At 38.2% G+C, this 22,575-nt stretch carries 21 protein-coding genes; 13 read left to right on the forward strand and 8 right to left on the reverse strand.

Annotation, left to right across the window (positions count from 1 at the left end; translation table 11 throughout):
* Nucleotides 1–44: 44 nt before the first annotated feature.
* The 5 genes from DU508_RS23130 to DU508_RS23150 form a co-directional block, all read right to left on the reverse strand.
* Nucleotides 45–1,325, reverse strand: coding sequence for a replication-associated recombination protein A (locus DU508_RS23130; protein ID WP_115405044.1), 1,281 nt, complete (start codon nt 1,323–1,325; stop codon nt 45–47).
* 540 nt (nt 1,326–1,865) lie between these two features.
* Entirely contained in the window at nt 1,866–2,267 is a 402-nt protein-coding gene (locus DU508_RS23135) for a C40 family peptidase (RefSeq protein ID WP_199562774.1), read from the reverse strand.
* Nucleotides 2,268–2,284: 17 nt separating this feature from the next.
* Nucleotides 2,285–2,563 (reverse strand): hypothetical protein, encoded by a 279-nt coding sequence (locus tag DU508_RS23140; protein ID WP_115405045.1) that lies wholly within the window; start codon nt 2,561–2,563, stop codon nt 2,285–2,287.
* A gap of 419 nt (nt 2,564–2,982) precedes the next feature.
* Entirely contained in the window at nt 2,983–3,261 is a 279-nt protein-coding gene (locus DU508_RS23145; RefSeq protein WP_115405046.1) for a helix-turn-helix domain-containing protein, read from the reverse strand.
* A 181-nt stretch (nt 3,262–3,442) separates the two neighbouring features.
* A complete protein-coding gene (locus DU508_RS23150) occupies nt 3,443–4,447 on the reverse strand; it encodes a hypothetical protein (protein WP_115405047.1) in 1,005 nt (334 codons plus the stop codon).
* A 262-nt stretch (nt 4,448–4,709) separates the two neighbouring features.
* Here DU508_RS23150 and DU508_RS23155 point away from each other — a divergent pair, with 262 nt between their 5' ends.
* The 4 genes from DU508_RS23155 to DU508_RS23170 all read left to right on the forward strand — a co-directional run bounded on the left by DU508_RS23155 (nt 4,710) and on the right by DU508_RS23170 (nt 6,567).
* Nucleotides 4,710–5,111 carry a hypothetical protein gene (locus DU508_RS23155; protein ID WP_115405048.1) on the forward strand — a complete coding sequence of 134 codons (402 nt, stop codon included), beginning with the start codon at nt 4,710–4,712 and terminating at the stop codon, nt 5,109–5,111.
* Nucleotides 5,112–5,189: 78 nt separating this feature from the next.
* The gene (locus tag DU508_RS23160) at nt 5,190–5,747 is read left to right on the forward strand and encodes a cyclic nucleotide-binding domain-containing protein (RefSeq protein WP_115405049.1); all 558 of its coding nucleotides are present in this window, start codon (nt 5,190–5,192) and stop codon (nt 5,745–5,747) included.
* Nucleotides 5,748–5,851: 104 nt separating this feature from the next.
* A complete protein-coding gene (locus DU508_RS23165; RefSeq protein WP_147273678.1) occupies nt 5,852–6,106 on the forward strand; it encodes a hypothetical protein in 255 nt (84 codons plus the stop codon).
* A gap of 125 nt (nt 6,107–6,231) precedes the next feature.
* Nucleotides 6,232–6,567 (forward strand): hypothetical protein, encoded by a 336-nt coding sequence (locus tag DU508_RS23170; protein ID WP_115405051.1) that lies wholly within the window; start codon nt 6,232–6,234, stop codon nt 6,565–6,567.
* A gap of 39 nt (nt 6,568–6,606) precedes the next feature.
* Here the strand turns inward: DU508_RS23170 and DU508_RS23175 are convergent, their stop codons facing one another.
* Genes DU508_RS23175 through DU508_RS23185 form a run of 3 tightly spaced genes read right to left on the reverse strand, consistent with a single transcriptional unit; the run spans nt 6,607 to nt 11,611 of the window.
* Nucleotides 6,607–7,185: a TlpA family protein disulfide reductase gene (locus tag DU508_RS23175; RefSeq protein ID WP_115405052.1), complete on the reverse strand. Its 579-nt coding sequence runs from the start codon at nt 7,183–7,185 to the stop codon at nt 6,607–6,609.
* 6 nt (nt 7,186–7,191) lie between these two features.
* Nucleotides 7,192–8,568 carry a RagB/SusD family nutrient uptake outer membrane protein gene (locus tag DU508_RS23180; protein ID WP_115405053.1) on the reverse strand — a complete coding sequence of 459 codons (1,377 nt, stop codon included), beginning with the start codon at nt 8,566–8,568 and terminating at the stop codon, nt 7,192–7,194.
* Between the two features lie 4 nt (nt 8,569–8,572).
* The gene (locus DU508_RS23185) at nt 8,573–11,611 is read right to left on the reverse strand and encodes a SusC/RagA family TonB-linked outer membrane protein (RefSeq protein ID WP_115405054.1); all 3,039 of its coding nucleotides are present in this window, start codon (nt 11,609–11,611) and stop codon (nt 8,573–8,575) included.
* Nucleotides 11,612–13,392: 1,781 nt separating this feature from the next.
* Between DU508_RS23185 and DU508_RS23190 the strand changes: the two genes are divergently transcribed.
* The 9 genes from DU508_RS23190 (at nt 13,393) to DU508_RS23240 (ending at nt 22,572) form a co-directional block, all read left to right on the forward strand.
* Entirely contained in the window at nt 13,393–13,593 is a 201-nt protein-coding gene (locus DU508_RS23190) for a helix-turn-helix transcriptional regulator (protein ID WP_115405055.1), read from the forward strand.
* Nucleotides 13,594–13,660: 67 nt separating this feature from the next.
* Complete coding sequence (locus DU508_RS23195) at nt 13,661–14,200, forward strand: hypothetical protein (RefSeq protein WP_147273679.1); 540 nt, start codon at nt 13,661–13,663, stop codon at nt 14,198–14,200.
* 103 nt (nt 14,201–14,303) lie between these two features.
* Nucleotides 14,304–15,170 (forward strand): DNA damage-inducible protein D, encoded by an 867-nt coding sequence (dinD, locus tag DU508_RS23205; RefSeq protein WP_115405057.1) that lies wholly within the window; start codon nt 14,304–14,306, stop codon nt 15,168–15,170.
* 417 nt (nt 15,171–15,587) lie between these two features.
* Entirely contained in the window at nt 15,588–15,893 is a 306-nt protein-coding gene (locus DU508_RS23215) for a hypothetical protein (RefSeq protein WP_115405059.1), read from the forward strand.
* Nucleotides 15,890–16,462, forward strand: a complete 573-nt coding sequence (gene kwaA, locus DU508_RS23220) for an anti-phage protein KwaA (protein WP_115405060.1) — start codon at nt 15,890–15,892, stop codon at nt 16,460–16,462. Before DU508_RS23215 ends, kwaA begins: the two co-directional genes overlap by 4 nt.
* Nucleotides 16,463–16,465: 3 nt before the next feature.
* The gene (gene kwaB, locus DU508_RS23225; RefSeq protein WP_115405061.1) at nt 16,466–17,425 is read left to right on the forward strand and encodes an anti-phage protein KwaB; all 960 of its coding nucleotides are present in this window, start codon (nt 16,466–16,468) and stop codon (nt 17,423–17,425) included.
* A 66-nt stretch (nt 17,426–17,491) separates the two neighbouring features.
* Nucleotides 17,492–18,268, forward strand: coding sequence for a DUF3883 domain-containing protein (locus DU508_RS23230; RefSeq protein WP_115405062.1), 777 nt, complete (start codon nt 17,492–17,494; stop codon nt 18,266–18,268).
* Between the two features lie 9 nt (nt 18,269–18,277).
* Nucleotides 18,278–19,735 carry an ATP-binding protein gene (locus DU508_RS23235; protein WP_115405063.1) on the forward strand — a complete coding sequence of 486 codons (1,458 nt, stop codon included), beginning with the start codon at nt 18,278–18,280 and terminating at the stop codon, nt 19,733–19,735.
* A complete protein-coding gene (locus DU508_RS23240; protein WP_115405064.1) occupies nt 19,732–22,572 on the forward strand; it encodes a Z1 domain-containing protein in 2,841 nt (946 codons plus the stop codon). Before DU508_RS23235 ends, DU508_RS23240 begins: the two co-directional genes overlap by 4 nt.
* The last annotated feature ends 3 nt before the right edge of the window (nt 22,573–22,575 follow it).

Genomic DNA, 22,575 nt, shown 5'->3' on the forward strand with positions numbered 1-22,575 from the left:
ATTAGTTCTGTTAATTAGTATTTGTTTTGATTAAAATGTTACAACTAATAATTGTATTTGTCTTTCCAGTTTTGTCTCAGCTTTTCCCGCAACTTTTCTTCTGCCGGATTTTTACCTGGATTGTAAAGTCTGGTTCCGCTCAGCTCATCAGGAAAATATTCCTGAGCCTCAAAATTGCCTACATAGCTATGTGAGTATTTATAGTCTTTTCCATATCCGATATTTTTCATCAATTTGGTAGGCGCATTCCGGATGTGGAGTGGAACGGGTAAATTCCCTGTTTGCTTAACCAGTGCCTGTGCCTGATTAATGGCTTCATAAGAGGCATTGCTTTTCGCCGAACTTGCGAGATAGGTTACGCATTGTGATAAAATAATCCTCGCCTCCGGATAACCAATCACATTAACAGCCGTAAAACAGTTGTTAGCCAGGAGCAAAGCATTCGGATTGGCATTGCCAATATCTTCCGAGGAAAGAATCAGCAACCTTCTGGCAATAAATAAAGGGTCTTCGCCACCCTCAATCATTCTGGCTAACCAATAAACCGCTGCATTTGGATCGCTGCCGCGGATGGATTTAATAAAAGCAGAAATGATATCATAATGTTGCTCTCCGGCCTTATCGTATAAGGCTAAGTTTTGCTGTGCATGCGCAAGAACATTCTCATTGGTAAGCGTTATTTTATTCCCGCCAATGCCATTAACTGCAATTTCCAAAACATTTAAAAGTTTACGGGCATCGCCACCCGATAGGCGAATCAAAGCCTCGTGTTCTTTTATCGCGATTTTTTTCTCCGCAAGAACCGGATCTTTCTTGATAGCGGTTTGCAATAAACCGGCCAATTCTTCTTCGGTTAGTGATTTTAGAATGTAAACCTGGCAACGGGAAAGCAAAGCGGAAATCACTTCAAAGGAGGGGTTTTCTGTGGTTGCGCCAATTAAAGTAACCAAACCCCGTTCTACAGCGCCCAGCAAACTATCCTGTTGCGATTTGCTGAAACGATGAATCTCATCAATAAATAAAATCGGTAAACCTAAAAAGCTGTCTTTTAATTGTGCTGCCCGATCAATTACATCGCGAATATCTTTTACTCCGCTATTGATCGCACTTAAATTAAAAAAAGGCCGGTCTAAAGTTTGCGAAATAATATAAGCAAGTGTGGTTTTACCAACTCCGGGAGGTCCCCAAAAAATCATGGATGGCAATTGGCTGCTCTCAATCGCTTTGCGTAAAACGGCTCCTGTACCCACCAAATGTTTCTGTCCAACGTATTCATCAAGATTTTGAGGACGCATTCTTTCGGCTAATGGGGCTAGGTTTTGCATAGTCGTAAATATAATAAAAATGATTTTTTTGTGAATGGATTATTACTAACAAGTTCCATACATGGGTTATTATTGCGAGGAGGCACGACGAAGCAATTCATTTACCATCGTAATCTCAATTGCAGCATTGGAAAGATTGCTTCACTCCAATGCGCATGCCTTTTCTTCCGTTCGCAATGACAAGTGTTTCAACAATTTTTCATCAATGAACAGCAGGCGAAAAACCAAAATCAATAAGTCCTTTCCCTTCAAGGGGAAAGGTGCCGATAGGCGGATAGGGGGCACTGATGCGCCATGAGGGGAGATTCCCCTCCTTGTTTTAAGGGGGGGTGTGAAGGGTGGTGCGTTGGCAGGGGTGGTTTTGTTGTGAGCTCCTCTCTCTTTCAAGCTTTCTTCACGGGTAAACCAATCGGCATAATATCTGATGTTTTTTATTAACCTTCGCTTTCGGTAAACCCCATCGCCATCTCTGTTGCCTTCCATAGTGGTATTTCCTTCAATGGTAATGAGCCATTGGCCTTCCTGTTTTTCTATCAGGCCTCAATGTGCAATTCGCTTTAAAGCTGAATAATAAATTCCGAATACCATTGCCGGAGAAATATGCTGCGTTTGCCTTGACAATGGGAAAAGCGCAGGGCTCCAGGCCGTTCTTGGTTGAGGATAACCCGCCTGACCAAATACCCAACTCACAAATGCAGCACACCAGGGCGTTCCTTTATTAAAACCTACGTATTGCAGGTATTCCTCCACCCGCTTGCCATCATTTTTTCCTGTTCGCTCTCGAACCCCAAGTTCTTTTTGAGCAAGTTCAATCAGCGCTTTTTGTTCAGGCACAGTAGCCAGAGAATTTAATCCCGGAAAATGCGGCCATCCTTTTCCGGGTATTACGCCCGTTCTCAGTCTTCGGACTCCAGGTGTTTTTTTAACCTGTATCTCTTCCATCAACACCGCTTCTGATATTAGTTGCCCGATTCCTGATCATCAGGAGCAGGCCGTCTCGTGACATACTTGGGGCCACGCTTGGCTGGCAACAGATCCAATTCATTACCCGATCGCTTAAAGCGATTGTAATACTTAAGGAAACTCCTCGGATCCGTATCATGAGCCAGATAAAAATCTTTGGCAAACCTGAAAAGCGGATGCTCGCCACGCTTCAACTGCTCGTACTCGCTAATCAAAAACCGATATTTACTCAGGTAATTCCGTTTTAAAGTCAGATCATTGTTAATGTTGCGCATAACTTTTAGCTTTATTCTTTAAAGCTAATTCTGTTACCGAATTATCTGACCTTTACAATTGCGAGAAGGAACGACGAAGCAATCTGTTTAACCAATGTAATCCCAATTGAAGCATTGAAAAGATTGCTTCACTCCAATGCGCATGCCTTTTCTTCAGTTCGCAATGATGAATGTTTCAACAATGTTTTATTTTAAACACTTAGTCTGCCAGGGGATGTACGACAGAGATTATGAAGTGTCATGCCAGTACATTCTCTGGTTGTGAATAGTGTGCTTTTCATCTAATCCTCTACCTTTTCTTAACTGTTTCTTAACCATTTGGGTTAAGCCGGGGTAAGCAAAGGGTTAACAAAGGGTACAGAAAGGGTTAACAAAGGGTTAAGCAGGGGTTAACCTGGTCACCACAACAGGTAAACAAATCACAGTCGTCCTTTCCGGTAACTTTCCTGAAAAGCTGCAAGCAGCTCCCTTTTGTAAAAGCGATCGCCACCAGGCATTTTGATTGGTTTTAAGGTGCCGTCTTTTACTTTACGTTTGTAGGTGCTTTCACTGATTTTCAGGTAATCTTTTACTTCCTGACGCGTCATCTGTTCATCATCAGGGAAAGGTACATGAGAAAGCGACCAGTAATCCTGATGGTTTTTTAGCAAAAGATAAATGTTATACAGGATTTTAATGAGTGTATCAATCTTTTTCATATGAGCGTTTTTAGCTATCAACCTGCTCATGCCTTTTAAAAAGGCTTTTTATACATTCCAGAAAGAATGACGGGCAGTTTTGAAAGCAATTTCCAATGCTGCGCCATGACCAATTATTAACCTAAATTTAATTAACACATTTAATATCACCAAGATGGAAAGAATATTTTTTTTTAACAATCTAATTTTTTCTGCGCTGATATGCACTAAAACCCTCCTCAAATGTGGGAAAGAACCGTCGGCTAATGGACACAGGTAGGTCTGACCGGTTGCCTTCTTTTAAAATTACCACGTTTTCCTTGCCGTGCGATTGAATCCCTGCAATTACATCATAAGCAAAAAATATTCCACCTTTTATTTCTACAAAAATATCCGGATCAAGACATTTCCGCAGGATCTTTTTTCTGAATTTCATGTTTATGTTTCTGCCGTCTTTGAGATAAATATCGCCATACACGCTTGCTGTGGCTATGCAAACAATTTCAGTAACAGGATACGTATACTTTTTGTTCTGAATGGAACCCTCCATCACTGCCCAATAACCGTGATGGATAAAAGTAGCTACAGGTTTTGGTGCTTTAGCAGGAAAAGTTTGCAGAACCCCGGTCTCGACTTCGTTCGCGCCACTTGTCACGCTGTCATTATTATTGGATTGCGGAGTTAAATTTTCAAGCTGTGCATCCGTTTTATTGCCTGCGGGATTTGTTGTTGTAAAGGAATACGCAGCCTGTGCAGCTTTGTTTGCCAGATACCGATGGCGCAAATAAAACAATAAATGAGCCATGCAGATGAGAACCGTATTAAGGGGTAAGATTTTCTCGGTAAAACCACTTTCCTCAAAGTTATCATGTGCCATGAAGTACATACCTTTCACCAATAGCCAATCCAGACAGATGAGTGGCAAAACGCCTAATATCAACTGTAAAGGGATTCGCCGTTGCCATTGTTGCCAGGAATAAATGTGATCAAGGAGTACATTTATCCAATGGATAAATTCAATCAGCAACATGGCAATTAGAAAACCAAAGCATAAGGAGGTATAAAACTTAGGGACGATAATCAGTTCGAGAAAGGTTTCCTCTGTGCTTAGCAAAATGAGGGATATGCTAACCACCACTGCTCCGATAGCTTTTGTATAACCAGAAAAATATAGGGATGTTTTAGTAGGAGATGCATTCACATTCATATTAATCCATTAAAACATTCACAAATAAAGCTAAACAGCTTGTATTTTCCAATTTCTGGCATTTTAAAATATCAGTTTGAGAAAAAAAAAGCCCTGCGAATCCACGCAGGAGTACAGGTTCCAATCCATCAGGTTAAAACCACTTATTGACTATTTTGCTCCACTTAATCAATTCCATTCCTTATTTTTTTCATCAGCAGGTTACTTAGAATAGTTTTGAACATGGTTGTGCATGGTGCATGACCATTAAACCTCAAACAATATGAATAAATTTCCATTTAATGAGGCTGGTTTTCAAAAGTTGTTGAAGGAGCTCTATCAACTCCCTGATGAAGCACTTGAAAGACAAGCCTACGCTTTAGCACAGGATTTCAGATCGTGGGTTAATGATCATTTTTTGCTGAGCCCAAGCCAATTAGATTTCCTTCAAAAGATTGACGATCGCTTTATTGACCGGGCCGCGACCCTTACGCCAGGCTTTCTGATCAAGCGCTCGCCAATAACATTGATCAAACCTGAATCTGCGGGTGCAGCCGGGGATAAGGACGGTAAAGGAAAATTGGTCGACCTGAAGAAACAATCAGATGCCAGCTATTCGGATGAAGGCGGCTTTGATGATGAGGAAAGTTTAACGTATACTATTTCCTATCCGGTAAATCAATAAACATGTTGAAAGTAGCCGCCAGCGGCCATGACCAGTGTAAGGCTGGCGGTTATTTTATTACGCTCTCGATTCAATATCATGTACAACGATCTCGAAAAACTAAAAGTTCACCTCCAGTCATTCGGAAGTGTGCGGCCAGAAGCCTGGGCAGTGATTACCGGCCTGCTTCATTTTACTCAAATCAAAAAAGGCGAAAGCTTTAACCGTAAGCCTGGAGAATTGGCCTGGCTATCCTCGGGCATCCTTAAAGAGTACAATACATTTTCAAGGAAAAAGCCTTCAGTCATTAATTTTCTCATTCCGAACGATAGCCTGATTACCCGAAAACTCAATGCCGGTTATTACCTGAAAGCCTGCGTGGATAGTGAACTGTACCATCTGGGTTTTGAAGAACTGGTACAGCTCTATTTACAATTTCCGGAATTAAGGGCCATTTATTTTTCCCTGTGTGCGCAGTATGATGAAGGGCAGGAATTCAGGCAATTGCTACTGGAAGAAAAATCAGCTTCTCAAAAAATCCGGATGATGATCAAAAGATATCGCCATCAGCTTAATTTCATTTCCAGAAAAGACATTTGCAATTATTTGCACCTTAACTACGATTATTTCTGTAGCCTATATGCCAAAATATTGTAGATACACCTTTGGTTAACTGTGCATGCAAAGTGATTTTGCCTTTGCCTTCAAAGTTTAAAGCCCTGGCATTAAGCCCTAATTTGGTTCCTGTAAATCAGGATGGGATGAAGAATTTAAAAATTTCAGCTAAAGCCGTCTTAAATATCATTATGATGTTGCCGGCGATTTTTAGCATTTACATTGGTTTGGTTTTATTGAATGTTTTTGATCAGGTGGCCTGTGCATGGAGAGGTACATTAAAAAATGTTAAACTGCCACAGTCAGCTGATCTTCAATTTGTTTTCTTATCCCTTCATCATGATGATTTACATCTTGTTTCATTTCAGGAAAGGAGGTTTCAGGCAAAGATAGTTGATTAACGCATGAGAAAGCGAGGCTTTGCTCAGGCAGTCATTACATTTCATTCACCACCTGCCTTTAACAGGAGGTATTTTTAACCAACTTTTTCGCTTGCTTTTTCAAAGTAATAAAGCATTCCTCAAACATGAAAATAACATTCAGCAATTTAAGCAAAGGTATAATGGCCGTTGCTTTTGGATTGGCATTGGTATTTGCCGGTTCTGCATTTAAATCTACCGAAAATCAGAATAAAAAGGCACTTCGCTATTGGTATTCGGTTTCTTATGATGATATGGTTAATCATCCAAATGGCTATATTAAAAGTGGAACGCCGGTTTTCGCTTATGCGGAACAAGAGGCTGTTGAATCGCCCTGCGAGGAGGGTGATGAATTGGATTGCTTAAGAGGCTTTGAAGCCCCGATCACTGTTTTTCCCAATGATGATTTAAGCACACCAAAAATTCAGAAACCCATCGAATAATTATAAAGCCCGCAGCATAAAGTTGTTGCGGGCTTTGTTTCACTTTAATTCTTTTAAAATCCGTTCTCCTCTCCTATAGGCCCTATTGAATACAACAGGTTTGTTTTCCATGAGGTTATGTAAGTCGGGTTCTGAAAGGCTGGTTGTAATTGCTCTCACTATCCCTTTAGGGTCAACAATGATCATGTATGGGCAAGGGCCAATGTCAAACTGGTGGAACATGACCGAATCATAGGCAATTGCTAAGTTTAAATGCTGATCTAAGCGGTTCATTTCATAAAGCTTTCTAATTGCAGTATCGTCACTGCGTTTGGTATAGCGGGAACCGTTATATCCCACGAGTAAAAAAATCACTTTTTTATTAAAGGTTTCTCTCATCTTATCAAGCGCGGGCATCTTTTTCAGGCATAAGGAACAATAGCGGTTCCAACAATCCAGCACCAGCCACTGGCCTTCAAAATCACTGTTGCTTACGGTATCTTTTGTGAAGTACATTACTTCATTAAATTTAAAACCAGGCATTGGTTTTCCTACCTCAGGATAATTTTTCCCGGTTTCCTGTGCCTTTGCCTTCATCAAAACAGGTATGAGAATAATTAAACAAAAATATTTTTTCATATTGCATTAGTTAAAATAGCCACTATTTTGAGTGAGATTGGGGTTTTTCTGTAACTCTGCCAAAGGAATTGGATAAAGCACAGCATCGGGCTTCCAGGTAGGTGCCTTTACAACGCCCAGTATTTCATCTGCCTTGTTCATTCTTTTAAGGTCGAACCACCTATGGCCCCATTCACAAAAAAGTTCAACCTGGCGTTCCTTCATAATCAGTTTTAAAAGTGCCTCTTTGCCGATAGCAGGATGAGTTGCCTTGATTAACGGAACGCCCGCTCTTTGCCTGATCCGATCTATATCTGTTATGGCTCCTGCCAAATCATTGAGTTGTGCCTTTGCCTCTGCGCTAATAAGATATACTTCGGCCAGGCGCTGCACCACATAATTCTCTGTAACGGTAGTGCCCGTTCGTATTTTGTACTTGAAAGGATGAGTATAGGTAATGCCTGATACCACATTGCTTTTCAACCAGGTGGTTTTCCTGTTATCGCCATTTTCGAAAGCATCATTTAAAGCATCACTAATCACATAAGCCGGGCGGGTGGTTGCTGATGAGGGAATCAGCGCTGTGCCCTCTGCCGTATTGGCGCCAGGCCTGGCAAGGGAGAGGAGCGCTTCTTTTGAACCCGCTAAAAATACGGCAACCAAAGGTTCCAGGCTATATTTTCCTGAGTTCAGCACTTCTGATGCCTGTGTGGCCGCATTTTGCCAATCGCCCTGGTATAAATAAATTCTTGCCAGCAATGCGGTAACCGTTTCTTTATTTACCCGGTTTTGTTCTGTTGTATTGTTGGTAAGATAAAGCTTTGCCTTAAGCAGGTCATTAATCAGATTCAGGAAAATAACACTGGCTTCTACCCTGGCCATGTTTCCATTTTTCTCATAGTCGGTGGTATTGATCAAAGGAACATTGCCAAAGAGATTAAGCAGGTAAAAATGATGCAGCGCCCTGATGTATAACATTTCGGCCAACAAACGTTCCTTTAATTTCGGCGTGACCTGAGATGAGTTTTGCAACCCCTCTATTACCGCGTTGGCGTGAAAGATGTTTTTATACGGATTGCTCCAAAAGGTGCTGCCGATTGTTGTATTATCAGCAAGCAACTGATTATTTCTAAAAGAATCTGTTAAAGTGCTTGAAGTTACATTTACGAGTTCATCAGCCGATAATGCAGGATAAATTGTCATTCCACCATTGCAGAAGAGCAGGCTTGATGCAATTAACTGCGTGTACAGCCCTGTAGTGGCTGCTACTGCAGTCTGGTCGTTCTCGAAAATCCGACTCAGTTCGGCCTGGTTTTTAGGCGGGGCTATTTGTACAAACTTCTCACAAGCCGAAAAGCCCAGAAACATCAGGCAGGCAAATGTTAATAATAATTTCTTTTCCATGCGTTTATAAGTTTAATTGCAGACCAAATACAAAAGTTTTCAATGGCGGCAGGGTGTAAAAATTCTGGGTTTCGGGATCAGCTCCCTTATAGTGGGTAAGGGTTAAAACATTTTGTGCCTGGGCATATATTTTACAACCAGAAATAGGGTAACGACTTAGCCATTGCTGTGGGAACTGATAAGAAAGGCTTACATTACGGAGTTTGATAAAGGATGCATCGGTATATAAACCATTTGACTGGCGCAGGTTGCTCAATGCTCCGGCGGTGCTGTTGGTTGCTGAGGTTAGTTTTTGAATATCGGTAACATCTCCCTCATTTTGCCACCTGTTTAATACCACTACCGGTTGGTTATATATCTTTCCTGGCGTTGAACTGGATAATTGGTTCACATAATTCAATCCCAGTTGCCTGGTAAACTGAACAAAGAAAGTCAGCTCGAGGCCGGCAATGCTAAAATTATTCTGAAAACCACCATTAAATTTTGGGTCTCTGCTGCCAAAAAGCTGATAATCGGCTGAAGTTAATCTTCCATCGTTATTGAAATCCTCAAAGGTATAAACCCCGGTTTGAGGATTCACACCCAAATAGCGTAAAGCTTGTATCAGGCTTAAGGGTTCGCCTTCTATATAGCGGCTCTTGTAACTCGACGCGGATAAACCGGGAAAAGAAATCAGCTTATTTCGGTTGGCCGATAAATTGAAAGCCGTTGTCCACCTGAATCCATTTCGATCAATGTTGATTGTGTTTAGTGTAAACTCAAGGCCAGCATTTTGTACCAATCCCGGAAAATTTTTAACCACCTGAAAGAATCCTGTTTGACTGGGCAGTGTATAGTTGATCAATTGGTTACTGCATCGGTTGTTATAGTATGCTGCTGAAAATAAGATCCTGTCTTTAAACAAGCCCAGTTCCAGTGCGGCTTCTGCTTTTTTAATCATCTCCCAATTGTAATTCGGATTATATAAGCTCCTTGGGTAAAGGCCAGCCGCACCATTATAAGTGGCCGTGGTGTTGGCCCAAAGATTTAGAAATTTGTACTCCCCAATCTGATCATTGCCTGTGGTACCATAGCTTGCTCTTAACTTTCCTGAGCTTAGAAAAGGAAGCTGTGCTTTGATCGGTTTCTCATTAGTAAACAGCCAGGCTATTCCTACAGCGCCAAAAGTAGCCATTTGTTTACCAGGCCCAAAGCGGCTGGAACCATCTCTTCTGCCTGTAATATTAACGATATACTTTTCATCATAATTGTAATTGATTCTTCCAAAGACCGCGTTATACCGGTATGTGGCCTCATCATTCCCCACGGTAAGCAAACCTGCTGCGGCAATGTTGTTCAGCAGTAAATCTGAACTGTAATTGTTGCCATACTGATAATCTGACTGGCTATTCTTTGACTGGAAGGTAAGCCCTGCCATTAAATTTAAGGTACCGAACCGTCCTGCCCGTTTATAATCTGCCTGCGGTTCGATAATCCAGTTTTGGAGCAAGGAACTGGAAAAGGAAGCAGCGGGCATCACTCCATAATTGGTTATGAGGTTAGGATCAATAGCTTTTGTTGGCTTAATGAGGGTTTCTTTGGTATTGAACTGGTTGTAGCCTAAATTGGTTTTAAAACTGAGCCCCTCTAAAATCTTATAGTTAAGTACCAGATTAGTCACCAGATTACTGTTGTTGCTGTTGAATTTTTCTTCAAGCAGCGCCAAAGGGTTAATGATATCGCCATTGCCAAGTGTGTTGTATACCACGCCAGATTCTTCCCAACTTAAATTGCCCTGATCATCATATAACCGAAGGTTAGGTGGCAGGTTCAGGTAGCGGCTAAAGTCTTTGCCGGGCAGCTTATTGTGATCTCGTGCATACTGCGTTGAAAGCTGTATGGAAAAACGATTATCGGGCGTGCGGTGGTTAATGCTTAGGCTTACCGCACTTACCTCATCGGCAAAGTTTTTAGCAAATACGGTTGTTTGTTTGTGATAGTTACCGCCAAGCCTGAAATTGGTATGCTCATTACCTCCATTTACTGAAAGCTGCAACTGGTAATCGTGTGCGGTATTGCCAATTAATAGTTTTTTAAAGTCGGTATAACGGGTGGTATCCCACAATAGGATATCGGGCGCATTAACTGCTGTTGGAATAATGCCGTCATTTTTAAAAGCTTCTTTCCTTAAGGTAAGGTATTGGCTGGTATTGAGCATGCTCATTGTTCTGCCCACCTGGCTAAAGCCAGTATAGGTATTTACGTTGAAACTGGTTTTTCCATTTTTCCCCTGTTTGGTGGTGATCAGAATTACGCCATTGGCTCCCCTGCTCCCATAAATGGCGGTGGCATCGGCATCTTTTAGCACATCAATACTTTCTATATCCTGTGGGTTAATGGTGTTTAAAGGACTTAACCCTCCTTCATCAGCGCTGTTGTTTGCCGCAGAATTTAAGCGGCCACTGATCGTATTGCCAGGTTCAAAGGGAATGCCATCAATAATAAAAAGCGGATCATTTTGCGATAAGCCGGCATCAAGTGCACTTTGACCCCGAATAAGCACTTTGAAGGCCGAACCTGCCACACCGCTGGTTTGGGTAATACTTAGCCCCGGCACCCGGCCCTGCAATGCGGCCAATGGATTGGTAACGGGCTGCCTTTCCAGGTCTGCTGCCTTTACGGTTGATATGTTACCTGTATTTGTTCTTCTGGTGGTTTGCCCATAACCCATAATTTGTACTTCATCCAGGCTGTTGGTGTTTTCATCGAGTATAATTTGCAGCTGGCTCTGATTGGTCACCTGATAATTTAGCGACTTGTTTTTATAACCTGTAAAGCTAATCAGCAAAGTGCCAGCGGGTTCAGTTACATTGAGCACAAACTCGCCATTGTTATTGGTTGTTGTTATTGCTCCACTCTGTTTTATTTTTAATGTTGCCCCTGGTAAGGGTTTGCCCTCCAGGTTTGCAACCCTGCCCGTTATTTTGGTGAGGGTTTGTGCTATTGCTCCAAAATTTAGGCATAGCACGGCCATTACGATGGATATCGTTATTTTTTTAGTCATTATTTGTTTGGTTTAACTTCTCCCCACTCCCCTTAAAGAGAGCCCTGGGCACAGTTTTGATTTAGTTGATCAATTAATATTATTTGCCTACAGCTCTGTCATTGAAGGAAACCCTTTGCCTGCCGTACTGATCTATCTTTTGCACAAAGCAATTGTATTTCTTTTAATCATATAGGCTTAGTCATCCTAATTCCATTATTGCGTGGGATGGCTTTTCGCCACCGTGGCAATCTTTTTGGTGTATTGTCATCCTGAGTTTCGAAGGATCTCATTCCACAAAACAGGCTTTCGGCCTTAGTATCTGCTTTGGCTTTAATCAAAGCAAAGCCCCGTCCATTCCGTTTACCATTATTAAATCAACCATAATTCTTATGAAAAAACCAGACTGGAACAGGGCTTGCCACCTCAAACTAAACAGGATTTTTAGGTTTCAAAGCGAACAAATAATCAAAGGGGCACTCGATGGGATGGGTAACATAAAAGGGAGGGATCTGAAAGATGGCAAATAGATAGGCATTGCTATTCCAGGCCCTCAAGATAGGGGGAATCGAATAAAACAAGTTTTTTAATTGACTCATCTTTCTGATTGTTTGATTAAGTGGACTGATAGAATGTTTCTCTTGTGTTTATTTATTTGTTGAGCTTATTGAAGTATGTTATATAATTTTCTTTTCATTGTTTTGCCTCATTGGCGGCTGCCTAGTCCTTTATCCTTGATGATAAAGGACCAAACAATCAAGGCTTGCACCTGATGTCGGCTATGCTCGTCGAAACTTTAAAAGCGGCAACACAAGCCCTGATGAAGGATCGGGAGGACGCGTTGCCTTGTTCTGTGGTATTTGAAAGTTTTTGCAAAAGTTTCAACGGCCTATCCTTCCATCATCTGCCAGGCCGGATGGCATGGCGGCTATAGCATGATGCAGCGCCAGGCATTTTCCGTTAGTCATATCCATAACCCGTCATTGCGAGGATGATTCTTCATCAGCCGTGGCAATCTCTTTTAATAGTAATTCTTTCAGCTTATCGGCCCATCTTCGGATCATTTATTTGTTATGTTGAAAAAAATAAAACAAAAACCAGCCCTCAACATGTGTTTTGCATGCTTTTACGGAAAACCGTAATTGTAATTAGAAAAAAGATGCTTACCTTGGGATTGCGATAAACCATAGTACTGCACTTTGCCTAATTAGCAATAAGGGCTGGTACCAAGCTAAATTAACCTTCACTCAGACTTATGTATGCGAACTTCGCAATCATGGCCTCAGTTTTTAGGGCGCTTTTTACTTGGAATTTCTAGCCTGCATTACGATGGAGAACAAATAATGTTCTTTAACAAGAGTTTAAGGGAATAATTGTGCACCACCTCATGGAAGTGGGGCACTTTAATGGAGCTTAATTTTTTCGTTTTCATAAACGGTTAATTTTTATGTAAAACGATGTGTACCCGTAAAAGCAATGAAAGGAAACCTGATTGGTGAGAACCAATAAGGCGAAACTCAATGCTTTTGAAAGAGGTACCGCTAAGAACCGCACAAACCTAGGTTTGTGTTCCACAAAAGACTTACATGAGTTTCGCCCTATTGAATAAGTATGCGAAGATACAAAATCCAATAGAAAGCGAACTCACGGTCTGCTCATGTGGAAAGTTTAGCGGTTTTCTTTCATGAGTGACATCGTAAAAAGCAAGGCTTACACCCAACTCTATTTGTCGCTATAATTAACTGATAACAAATATAGTTAATTGATTATTAAAATCAAAATATTGACTAAAAAAATCATAAATGAAAGATTTCAATAGAATTAAAGTTGTATTAGCCGAAAAGAAAATATCTAACAAGATACTTGCTGAAAAGCTTCAAAGAAGAGAAGAAACAGTGTCTAGATGGTGCAGCAATAAACAACAACCCTCTATTGAAGAGCTTTATAATATTTCGGTTTTCTTAGATGTAGATATTAGGGAATTATTGAATAACACTAAGTAATTGAATTAACAAAAAGAAAAACTAATTAAATAAGTAGTTTCTATTATAATATAGTTTAAGCTAATAAATGAAAAATAGACACATCTTTATTTTAATGTTCGTTTCCGTTATGGCGTTCCTTTTTTCGTGCGGACAAAACAATAAAGGAAAAGTTGGTGTGTTAACTGATAGCTTGATTAGGGCAACTGAAGACATTGCCGTCGGTAATGCGAAGTTTGGTATATCTGAAAAAGAATTTAACGAATTATATCCAGACTCCTTGATTGATCTGGATGGAAACAAATACATTCTTACTTCATTCTTCAACAGTTCAAACGAACTGAATATGGTCTATTTGATTGATAGTGCTACATTTTATAATACAAAATTTGATCAAGCCCTTTTTAACCGAATGGATTTGATTAAGGAATATTTTATGAAAACCTACGGAACTCCACAGCACAACAGTGGTTATCCAAAGGAAAAAAAAATGAAGAATGGCAAAGCCTTTGAAGCTTGCATATGGAATGTAGGTAAAAAGAAAATAGCTGTAGGAGTTGCGTTAGAAGAGACTGATAGAGGAAACATCTATTATGTAATCTCGCATGTAGATAGAAATAACTTATGAAAAAATCCCAAAACTCAATAAAGATGGCAGTGAGAGCAAGCAGTTTGAAGAGAGGGTAATTGAGATTAGAGCAATAGGAAACAAGTAGCAAGAAAGGATAGTTATGGCTAAAGAATTATCGAAACAGAGCTTAAGTTTATTTGAGCAAATTAAACAGATAGACGAAACAGGGAACGAATACTGGATGGCAAGGCAATTAGCCAAAGCATTGGAATATACCGATTTTAGAAACTTCTCATCTGTTATAGCTAAAGCCATTGAAGCCTGTAAAAATAGTGGGCAAGATGTCGAAAACCATCTCGTTGAGTTCAACGAGATGGTAGCCATTGGCTCGGGCGCAGAAAGAGAAATGCAAAGTTACAAGCTGAGCCGATATGCCTGTTACCTTGTAGTGCAAAATGCCGATCCAAGCAAAGAAGTGGTTGCATTAGGGCAAACCTATTTTGCCGTACAAACCCGTTTGCAGGAAATACAACAAATGGAGGCCTACAATAGACTTCAAAGTGAGGATAAAAAAAGGTTATTTCTGAGGGATGAATTGGCAAAGCACAACATTCAGCTTGCCGCAGCGGCTAAAAAAGCGGGGGTAATTGAGAGTATTGATTACGCAATATTCCAAAACCACGGATATATGGGGCTGTATGGTGGTTTAGATGCCAAGAAGATACATGCAAAGAAAGGATTAAAAAACAGCCAACAAATACTCGACCACATGGGGAGTACAGAACTTGCTGCAAACCTGTTCCGTGCAACACAAACAGAAGAAAAACTACGGCGTGAACAGATACAGGGTAAGAATGCTGCCAACCAAACGCATTTTGAAGTAGGAAAAACAGTAAGGAAAACTATCCGAGAATTGGGTGGTACTATGCCCGAAGATTTGCCTACGGCCGAAAGCATAAAAAAATTAGAAAAAGCAGAAAAACCAAAAGCTATAAAGGGAGCATCTACTAAAAAGAAGAAAGGTTAAGGTGAAAGCCGATTAAGAGATTGAAGGAGTTTGGGGAGGGGTATAGGAAAAGCGAAAAATCTAAATTAAAAGTATGCATATAACTGTTTACACAAACGACGCAAAAAAGCTAGTAACTACAATTAAGGAGTATATCAACAATGGAACCTTAAAAACTTGGTCCGTTCATATTGATAGCAAAAACCATTTTATATTCTACCATTCCACCAAATCCGAACAATGGGAAAACAGCCTTTATGTAAAGCCATTTGGGAACAAGCTAAATACAGAAATCTATTTTAAACTAACAGAGGATGATGGCATCCCTATTGAGTGTGATTCAACATATGGATATTTACTGGGAAGATTTGTTGAAATTTTAATAGTACACTTAAGTAATCTGTACGAAAGAATAGAAATAAAATAACTGAAAGTATTATGAAAAATACCAGTCTAACATTTACTCTTCCTTCTGATGGAAATTCCATAACAGAAAACGACATTAAAAATAAGCAGCTAAGAATAACGGCTGCTTTTAAAGGGTTATTTCCAGAGCAAAATGATGAATTGAAAATCACAATTAAAAACGACTACACTATTCCTTTTAAGCATAAAGGTAAACGCTCGCATATTTTAAGATTAGGAAGCGACGCTTTAGAAGAATTAGGGATTAAAGCAGGTGATAAAGTGAAATTTATTAGGATTGGTGCAAGAGAGTTTAAAATGGAGGGAGTTAGGTCATGAAAAGGAAAATTGGCCTATTTCTATTATCAATGTGGTTATTCTTCGTTCTAACAATTATTATAACAGGATATGCGCCAATATGTATTTCTAATGATTGTCATTTTATAGGTTGGCAAGAATTAATTTCAAAAAACATAATCTCGATACTATGTCTTATAGGGATTATTACAGGAGTAGTATCTTATTTTGACTTTTCTTATGAATTGAAGAGTTCAACAAATATGCCTTTTCTAATTGATGAAGTTGAAAATATTAATTATGAGCACTTGACCTTTTTAACAACATATATTGTACCATTGGTATGTTTCAATTTCGCTGAATTTCGCTATCATTTAGTTCTATTAATACTTATGATAGTAATCTGCGCTATTTATGTCAAAACCGATTTATTTTACGCCAACCCTACTCTTGCTCTTTTAGGATTTAAAATATTTAATATAAATGGCTCATTCGAGAATAATGAGAAAAGAAATGGTATCATTTTAATAACTAAACATAATCTAAAAAAAGGAGATAGATGTGATTATATAAAGCTGGATAACAGAATATTTTATACAAAATTAAAATAAAGTATGAATAGAGAAGAATTAACAAACTCATTAAATCTTTTGTTAGAGCAAGGAAATAATCTTTCTACAATCGTTTATGCAGTTATGAAAGATAGTTATCAAGTAAAAAAACTTGATATTGATAATGAAGAAATTACTGTAATACAAGATATTTTTCTCCAAAGTATTAGAGACAAAATCATATCAGTGGAAGAACAAACGATTATCAAAGTTTCAGAAGCAGATAATAGAGCGAATACTGTCTTTGAATATGATTTGGATTTACCAGAAGGTTTAAACTACTATTCCTCGGCTTTAAATGATGAAACACCTATTTTTTCTTTTCAGAATGATGATTTGGCGAATATTGATTCGCTAATTATCAAAATAGGCACAGAAGAGAACCAAATAAAACTATACAAAAAACTTACGAACGTTGAAGTTTTCGGAAGAGGGGGATATTTACTTTGGAAAGCAAACAACAGATTAGAGAGATTCGAGGATAAAGTTTTAAGATTAACACCAAATTTCGATGCTTTATCGATAAATGAGACTTACGTATTCCTCTCTTTAAAGTTACTTGAAACGAGCTTTGGCTTTCACGAAGTAATCGTTAGAGAAGCGACAAATAGCCTTCAATTGTTAACTCAAATTGCTGTTTTAGATTCTGTACAAGGAATACAAGATCTATTAGGCAAGACTAGCTTTGCAAGGAAGGTAGTTAAAATTAGGAATTCTCCTGTATTTACGAATAACATTCCAAATGATAGAATAATAGCTTTTACTAAAACTCACCCATCTTTAATTAATAAGATGAAGTATAATGACGACGGCACTCAAATAATTTTACACACAAAAATATCCAGAGAGCTTTTCATAAAGATGTTAGATGACGCATACCTTATTTCTGAACTAACTGCGCAATACTATGAAAGTTCAGCGAAGGACGTTATTGTTTCTGATGAGATTGCACAAGCAATCTAGACAGTATTTTTTGCTTCTTATGAATAATTATATCATGGAAATAATAGATAGACAAGCACTAGCTTAATGAAAGACAATCACAAATTAGCATTATATGTTTCATATTATCTTGCAAAATATGATAAAAAAGCTCTAAGCGGTTTAGGCTATAAGACTTGGAGCAGTGCGTTCGAAGATGTAAGTTCAAAGCTTAAAATCAATATTAATTCAGTTAAAAATTGGAGAGATGAATTTGATCCACTTTTCGAACATAGAGCCGGATGGCACCAAAGACCTATGAGCATAAGCAGAGTGACAATTGCGCAAGCGTTAGAAAATCTCTCTGAGCTTCAAGTTAGAGAGATCGCAAAAGACATACTTTCTGGAAATATCTATAAAAATTATGAAGAATTAAGAAGCCTATTGACCATCATCAACGAAGATGATAATAAAGAGCTGAGAGATTTTGTTATAAGAGCACCTACTGGAAAAGCTGCAGAAAATTTCTTTATCGATTACCATTCAAAAACAAATGCTCCAATGGCTGGAGAACTCATTGACGTTAGAGACTTTGGAGTCGGGTACGATTTTAAAATCCAGGCTGATGAAGCTGAGTTTTATATAGAAGTAAAAGGTTTATCAAGTGAAAAAGGAGGAATTCTTTTAACTGATAAAGAATGGACAATGGCTCATGAAAAACGAGAAAATTATTTCCTTTGTATCATTTCCGACATAGAAAACAAACCGCGAGTTACTTTTATTCAAAATCCAACAGAAGAACTAAAACCTAAAAAACACATTTATACCTCTATACAAGTTAACTGGATAGTTTCTCCAACCGAGCTCAATTTATTAACAAAATAATTTCCTGATATGAAGAATTTTATAGCCGAAACTGCAAAGCCGAAACCTAAATCGACCATAAATTCTTATCGTAGTTTTGGTTATAATCTGTCTACGGCCATAGCCGATATTATAGATAACAGCATTTCTGCCGGTGCTAGTGAAATCCGTGTTGAATATCAATGGAAAGGACAGAATTCTTTCATTTCTATTTATGATAACGGAAGTGGAATGAATCAGGAGGAATTGGTAATAGCTATGACTCCAGGAAGTAAAGATCCAGAAGAAGAACGACACGAGAAAGACTTAGGGAGGTTTGGCATGGGTTTAAAAACCGCGTCATTTTCTCAATGCAAGAGACTTACCTGTATCACTAAAAAAGAAAACTACAACGTTATCAAACGCTGTTGGGATATTGATTTTATCAATGATGAAAATGAATGGTTTCTTTTAGATTTTGTTTCGGAAAACTTTTTTTTAGACGTTATTGATAAGCAGTTATCTGGTACTTTAGTGCTTTGGGAGAAATTAGATAGAATAGTTGGTAACGCAGACATAAATAATGAAGCAGTTAAAAATGCTTTCTACCAAGAAATGCAAGTGGTGAAAGCACATTTAGCACTCGTATTTCACAAATTTATTGAAACTAAAAAAATCAAGATCTATTTTCAAAATGAAGAATTAGAACCAATCAATCCCTTTCTACTAAATCTGGCTGCGAAGCCAGAAATGGGATTACCAGAAACTTTTGGCAATGTAGAAATTACCTATTTCATTTTACCACATATGTCTGAAATAGGAAAAGATGATTATGAAAAATCAGGAGGTGCTTTAGGCTGGTTTCAACAACAGGGATTTTACGTGTACAGAGGGGATAGATTATTGGTGGCCGGAGATTGGTTGGGCCTAGAAAAGAAAAGAGACTATTCTAAGCTGTCACGTATTGCAGTAAACTTCTCTAATGCCAATGATTTTAATTGGAACCTCGACATCAAAAAGTCTACGGCCACGCCTCCTATTGAAATTAGGAGAGAGCTTTCTAGAATTGCAAAAATTGCAATTATGAAATCAGCAAAGATTTATAACTGGCGGGGACAAAAGACATTGACAACATATACCCAACATAGCTACGAGCCTCTTTGGAAAGATGAAATAACTAGAGAAGGAATTAAAAAATATAGAATAAATAAAAAACATCCAATTATCATATCACTACTGAACGAAAAAAATAAACTGTTAACCAAAGCCTTAAAATTACTTGAAGACAACGTGCCTATCGAATTGATATTAAGCAACCAGAATGAAGACCCTGCTTTTCACGAGTTAGAAAAGCATAATGATATACCTAGCGACGAGCTAATAAGTTTGGCAGTAGAAATTTATCAAGTTTATTCGGCACAAGGAATACCAGAATCGCTAGCTAAACAACAACTAATGAATTCCACTCCTTTTAATCTATTTCCACTTATTAACGACTATCTAAAATGAGTACTTTACTACAATCTGCGAGAGCAATTTCCCACACGCTATTGGCATTACACCAAGGAGAAATTACTGATGACATTTTATTAAATGTGATTGAAAAAGCCTCGGCTATCAACATTGTTGATGGGCAAACTTTAGATAAGCAAGAATTATTTGAAATTCTTCGTGCTGATTTCAGCATTGGTAAAGGAGCAATTACCGAACTTTATGACAAAGACGTAACTCCTTGGTTAAATGATGAAAAAGCAAATATCAATTTTGAATTATGGAATAGGTACAAGCTTTATATGGCTGAAAACGATCCGTCTTTTCCAGTTAACGATTTAGATGATTTTACAGATAAAATATTAGACAAGTGTATAAACCCCAAAGACAATAATTCATGGGATAGACGAGGAATGGTTGTTGGTCACGTACAATCTGGAAAAACGTCTAATTATGTGGGATTAATTAATAAGGCTACTGATGCTGGATATAAAGTTATAATTGTTATTGCAGGAACAATTAGCTCATTAAGGAGACAGACACAAGAAAGGATAGATTCAGGCTATATTGGAAGAAATAGCTCTGCATTCATCAACAATAAGGGAGAGAATAAAATTATCGGGGTTGGTAAATACAAAGTCAATACCGAAATCTACTCTTTAACTTCTTCGTACTACAAAAATAATGACGAAGGGGATTTTAGTCAATCTATAGCAAATAGGTTAAATATTCCAATTGGTAAAAATCCAGTAGTATTTGTTATTAAGAAAAATAAAAGCATTCTTGAAAACCTGATAGATTGGTTTGCAAAAGATGTAAATGCAAAAAATATTGACGGATCACCAAAACTTTTTAATGTCCCCGTTTTAGTCATTGATGACGAAGCCGATGCAGCATCCGTAAACGCTTCAAAAAGTATCGAGGATATAAAGACTATCAATCGATTAATTAGAACGCTACTAAACTTATTCAACCAAAACACTTTTATAGGTTATACAGCAACGCCTTATGCAAATCTGTTTATTGCACAAGAGTATAATGACGAGTTAAAAACTGTTGTAAAAAACAAGGAATATAAAATTGGAGAAGATTTATTTCCGCGAGATTTTATCATCAATATTAAAGCGCCAACAAATTACTTTGGTGCTGCTAAAGTATTTGGATTTGAGAATCCGAATGGTGAAGAAAAAGAACCTTTGGATATATTTAGAGAAATCAATGATTTCGATCCTCCTTTTTTTAAAACGATAAATAAATCTAACAAAGATGATTTACCTGAATATCTCCCATCCAGTTTAGAAAAGGCAATAAAATCCTTCTTTTTAACTTGTGCAATTCGTAGATTGAGAGGGCATGAAAACAAACATAATTCTATGCTTGTTCACGTTGCGTTGCTTGTAAAATGGATAGATAGAGTTGCCTACCTGGTAAACGGAAAAACGAAAGAATTCGCGAATGCAATCAATAGTGAGGACGAAGGCATTTTGGAAGAACTGAGAGTTTTATACCAAACGGACTTCGTTCCTACTACAGACAATATCTTAGACAATCTAGATTATAAAGACATCCGAATTAAACAACATTCTTGGGAAGAAATTAAAAAAGAGCTAAAAAAAGCAGCATCAAAAATCGATGTCCGTGCTGTTCATGGAACTCGATCTACAACCAATTTGGAGTATCATAATATAGAGGAGATTGCTTATGCTAGATACGAACAAGGATTGTCTGTAATTGCCGTTGGCGGAAGTAGGTTATCCAGAGGGATTACATTAGAAGGGTTGTCTATAAGTTATTACCTGAGAACCACAAAAATGTACGACTCGTTAATGCAAATGGGTCGTTGGTTTGGCTATCGCCCTGGCTATGTAGATCTATGTAGATTGTACACCACTGAACAGATTTTTGAATGGTTCAATCATATTACAATGGCAACCGAAGAGATGCGTAATGATTTTGACGAAATGACCACATCGCATCAGCGTCCAAAAGATTTCAGGTTAAAAGTGAGAAATCATCATGGACTAATGACAATTACAAGTTTGGCTAAACTCAATTTCTCAAAAAACATTGAAATTTCCTTTTCTGGAACCAATCCTCAAACTTATCAGTTGCTTAAGACAAAAAAGGCAATTGAAAATAACTATAAAGCATTAAACGATTTAATTTCTGCAATTGGGTTCCCCAAGATGCAGAATAGGCAAGTAACAAGAGAAAAAATAAGATATTTATTTTACCCTAATCAGGATATTAGTCCAATTTGTGATTTCATTGATACTTTTAAAATTGAACAACCGAGCATTAACAATGCAACGTTGAGCGAGTATATTAAAATACAATCTAAAAACTTAAATATTAATGAATGGAGCATATGCATCATTTCAAATACAGATGATAAGGTATTTATTGATTATGCAGGTAATACGCCGTTAAAAGAGAGGCAAGAAAAAGAAAACATAGTGACTTATGACTTGCATTTTAATGGAGAAAAAATCACCTTGGGATGCAGTGTCCGTAACCAACCAAAAATATCTAGGGCAAGTGACTATTATTTAATTGCAAAAAATCAAATTGATGATCTAAAAGATAGACAAGTTGATCTTGTGACAAATGGGTTAAAGAGCAATAAAGAAATCAAAGAACAAAGAGCCATTGAAAAGAAAGGCTTGCTTTTAATCTATGCGTTAGACGAAAGAGGAACACCGAATGTGAATAACGGAATACCTATTATCGGCTACAGTCTACATTTTCCGAAAATTGAAAATGAACTTAAAACCTCATACACAACGACAATTTTTGATGGCTTTGATGAAGAGCCGCAGGACGATGACGATTCTCCAAATAATGATAATGAATAGTTT

The sequence above is a fragment of the Pedobacter chinensis genome (assembly GCF_003339865.1).
In the GTDB taxonomy this organism is placed as follows: Bacteria; Bacteroidota; Bacteroidia; order Sphingobacteriales; family Sphingobacteriaceae; genus Pedobacter; species Pedobacter chinensis.

Excerpts from the sequence above, each read along its gene's own strand:
- DU508_RS23130 (WP_115405044.1), bottom strand. The coding sequence starts at position 1,325 with ATGCAAAACCTAGCCCCATTAGCCGAAAGAATGCGTCCTCAAAATCTT.
- DU508_RS23135 (WP_199562774.1), bottom strand. The coding sequence starts at position 2,267 with ATGGAAGAGATACAGGTTAAAAAAACACCTGGAGTCCGAAGACTGAGA.
- DU508_RS23140 (WP_115405045.1), bottom strand. The coding sequence starts at position 2,563 with ATGCGCAACATTAACAATGATCTGACTTTAAAACGGAATTACCTGAGT.
- DU508_RS23145 (WP_115405046.1), bottom strand. The coding sequence starts at position 3,261 with ATGAAAAAGATTGATACACTCATTAAAATCCTGTATAACATTTATCTT.
- DU508_RS23150 (WP_115405047.1), bottom strand. The coding sequence starts at position 4,447 with ATGAATGTGAATGCATCTCCTACTAAAACATCCCTATATTTTTCTGGT.
- DU508_RS23155 (WP_115405048.1), top strand. The coding sequence starts at position 4,710 with ATGAATAAATTTCCATTTAATGAGGCTGGTTTTCAAAAGTTGTTGAAG.
- DU508_RS23160 (WP_115405049.1), top strand. The coding sequence starts at position 5,190 with ATGTACAACGATCTCGAAAAACTAAAAGTTCACCTCCAGTCATTCGGA.
- DU508_RS23165 (WP_147273678.1), top strand. The coding sequence starts at position 5,852 with ATGAAGAATTTAAAAATTTCAGCTAAAGCCGTCTTAAATATCATTATG.
- DU508_RS23170 (WP_115405051.1), top strand. The coding sequence starts at position 6,232 with ATGAAAATAACATTCAGCAATTTAAGCAAAGGTATAATGGCCGTTGCT.
- DU508_RS23175 (WP_115405052.1), bottom strand. The coding sequence starts at position 7,185 with ATGAAAAAATATTTTTGTTTAATTATTCTCATACCTGTTTTGATGAAG.
- DU508_RS23180 (WP_115405053.1), bottom strand. The coding sequence starts at position 8,568 with ATGGAAAAGAAATTATTATTAACATTTGCCTGCCTGATGTTTCTGGGC.
- DU508_RS23185 (WP_115405054.1), bottom strand. The coding sequence starts at position 11,611 with ATGACTAAAAAAATAACGATATCCATCGTAATGGCCGTGCTATGCCTA.
- DU508_RS23190 (WP_115405055.1), top strand. The coding sequence starts at position 13,393 with ATGAAAGATTTCAATAGAATTAAAGTTGTATTAGCCGAAAAGAAAATA.
- DU508_RS23195 (WP_147273679.1), top strand. The coding sequence starts at position 13,661 with ATGAAAAATAGACACATCTTTATTTTAATGTTCGTTTCCGTTATGGCG.
- dinD (WP_115405057.1), top strand. The coding sequence starts at position 14,304 with ATGGCTAAAGAATTATCGAAACAGAGCTTAAGTTTATTTGAGCAAATT.
- DU508_RS23215 (WP_115405059.1), top strand. The coding sequence starts at position 15,588 with ATGAAAAATACCAGTCTAACATTTACTCTTCCTTCTGATGGAAATTCC.
- kwaA (WP_115405060.1), top strand. The coding sequence starts at position 15,890 with ATGAAAAGGAAAATTGGCCTATTTCTATTATCAATGTGGTTATTCTTC.
- kwaB (WP_115405061.1), top strand. The coding sequence starts at position 16,466 with ATGAATAGAGAAGAATTAACAAACTCATTAAATCTTTTGTTAGAGCAA.
- DU508_RS23230 (WP_115405062.1), top strand. The coding sequence starts at position 17,492 with ATGAAAGACAATCACAAATTAGCATTATATGTTTCATATTATCTTGCA.
- DU508_RS23235 (WP_115405063.1), top strand. The coding sequence starts at position 18,278 with ATGAAGAATTTTATAGCCGAAACTGCAAAGCCGAAACCTAAATCGACC.
- DU508_RS23240 (WP_115405064.1), top strand. The coding sequence starts at position 19,732 with ATGAGTACTTTACTACAATCTGCGAGAGCAATTTCCCACACGCTATTG.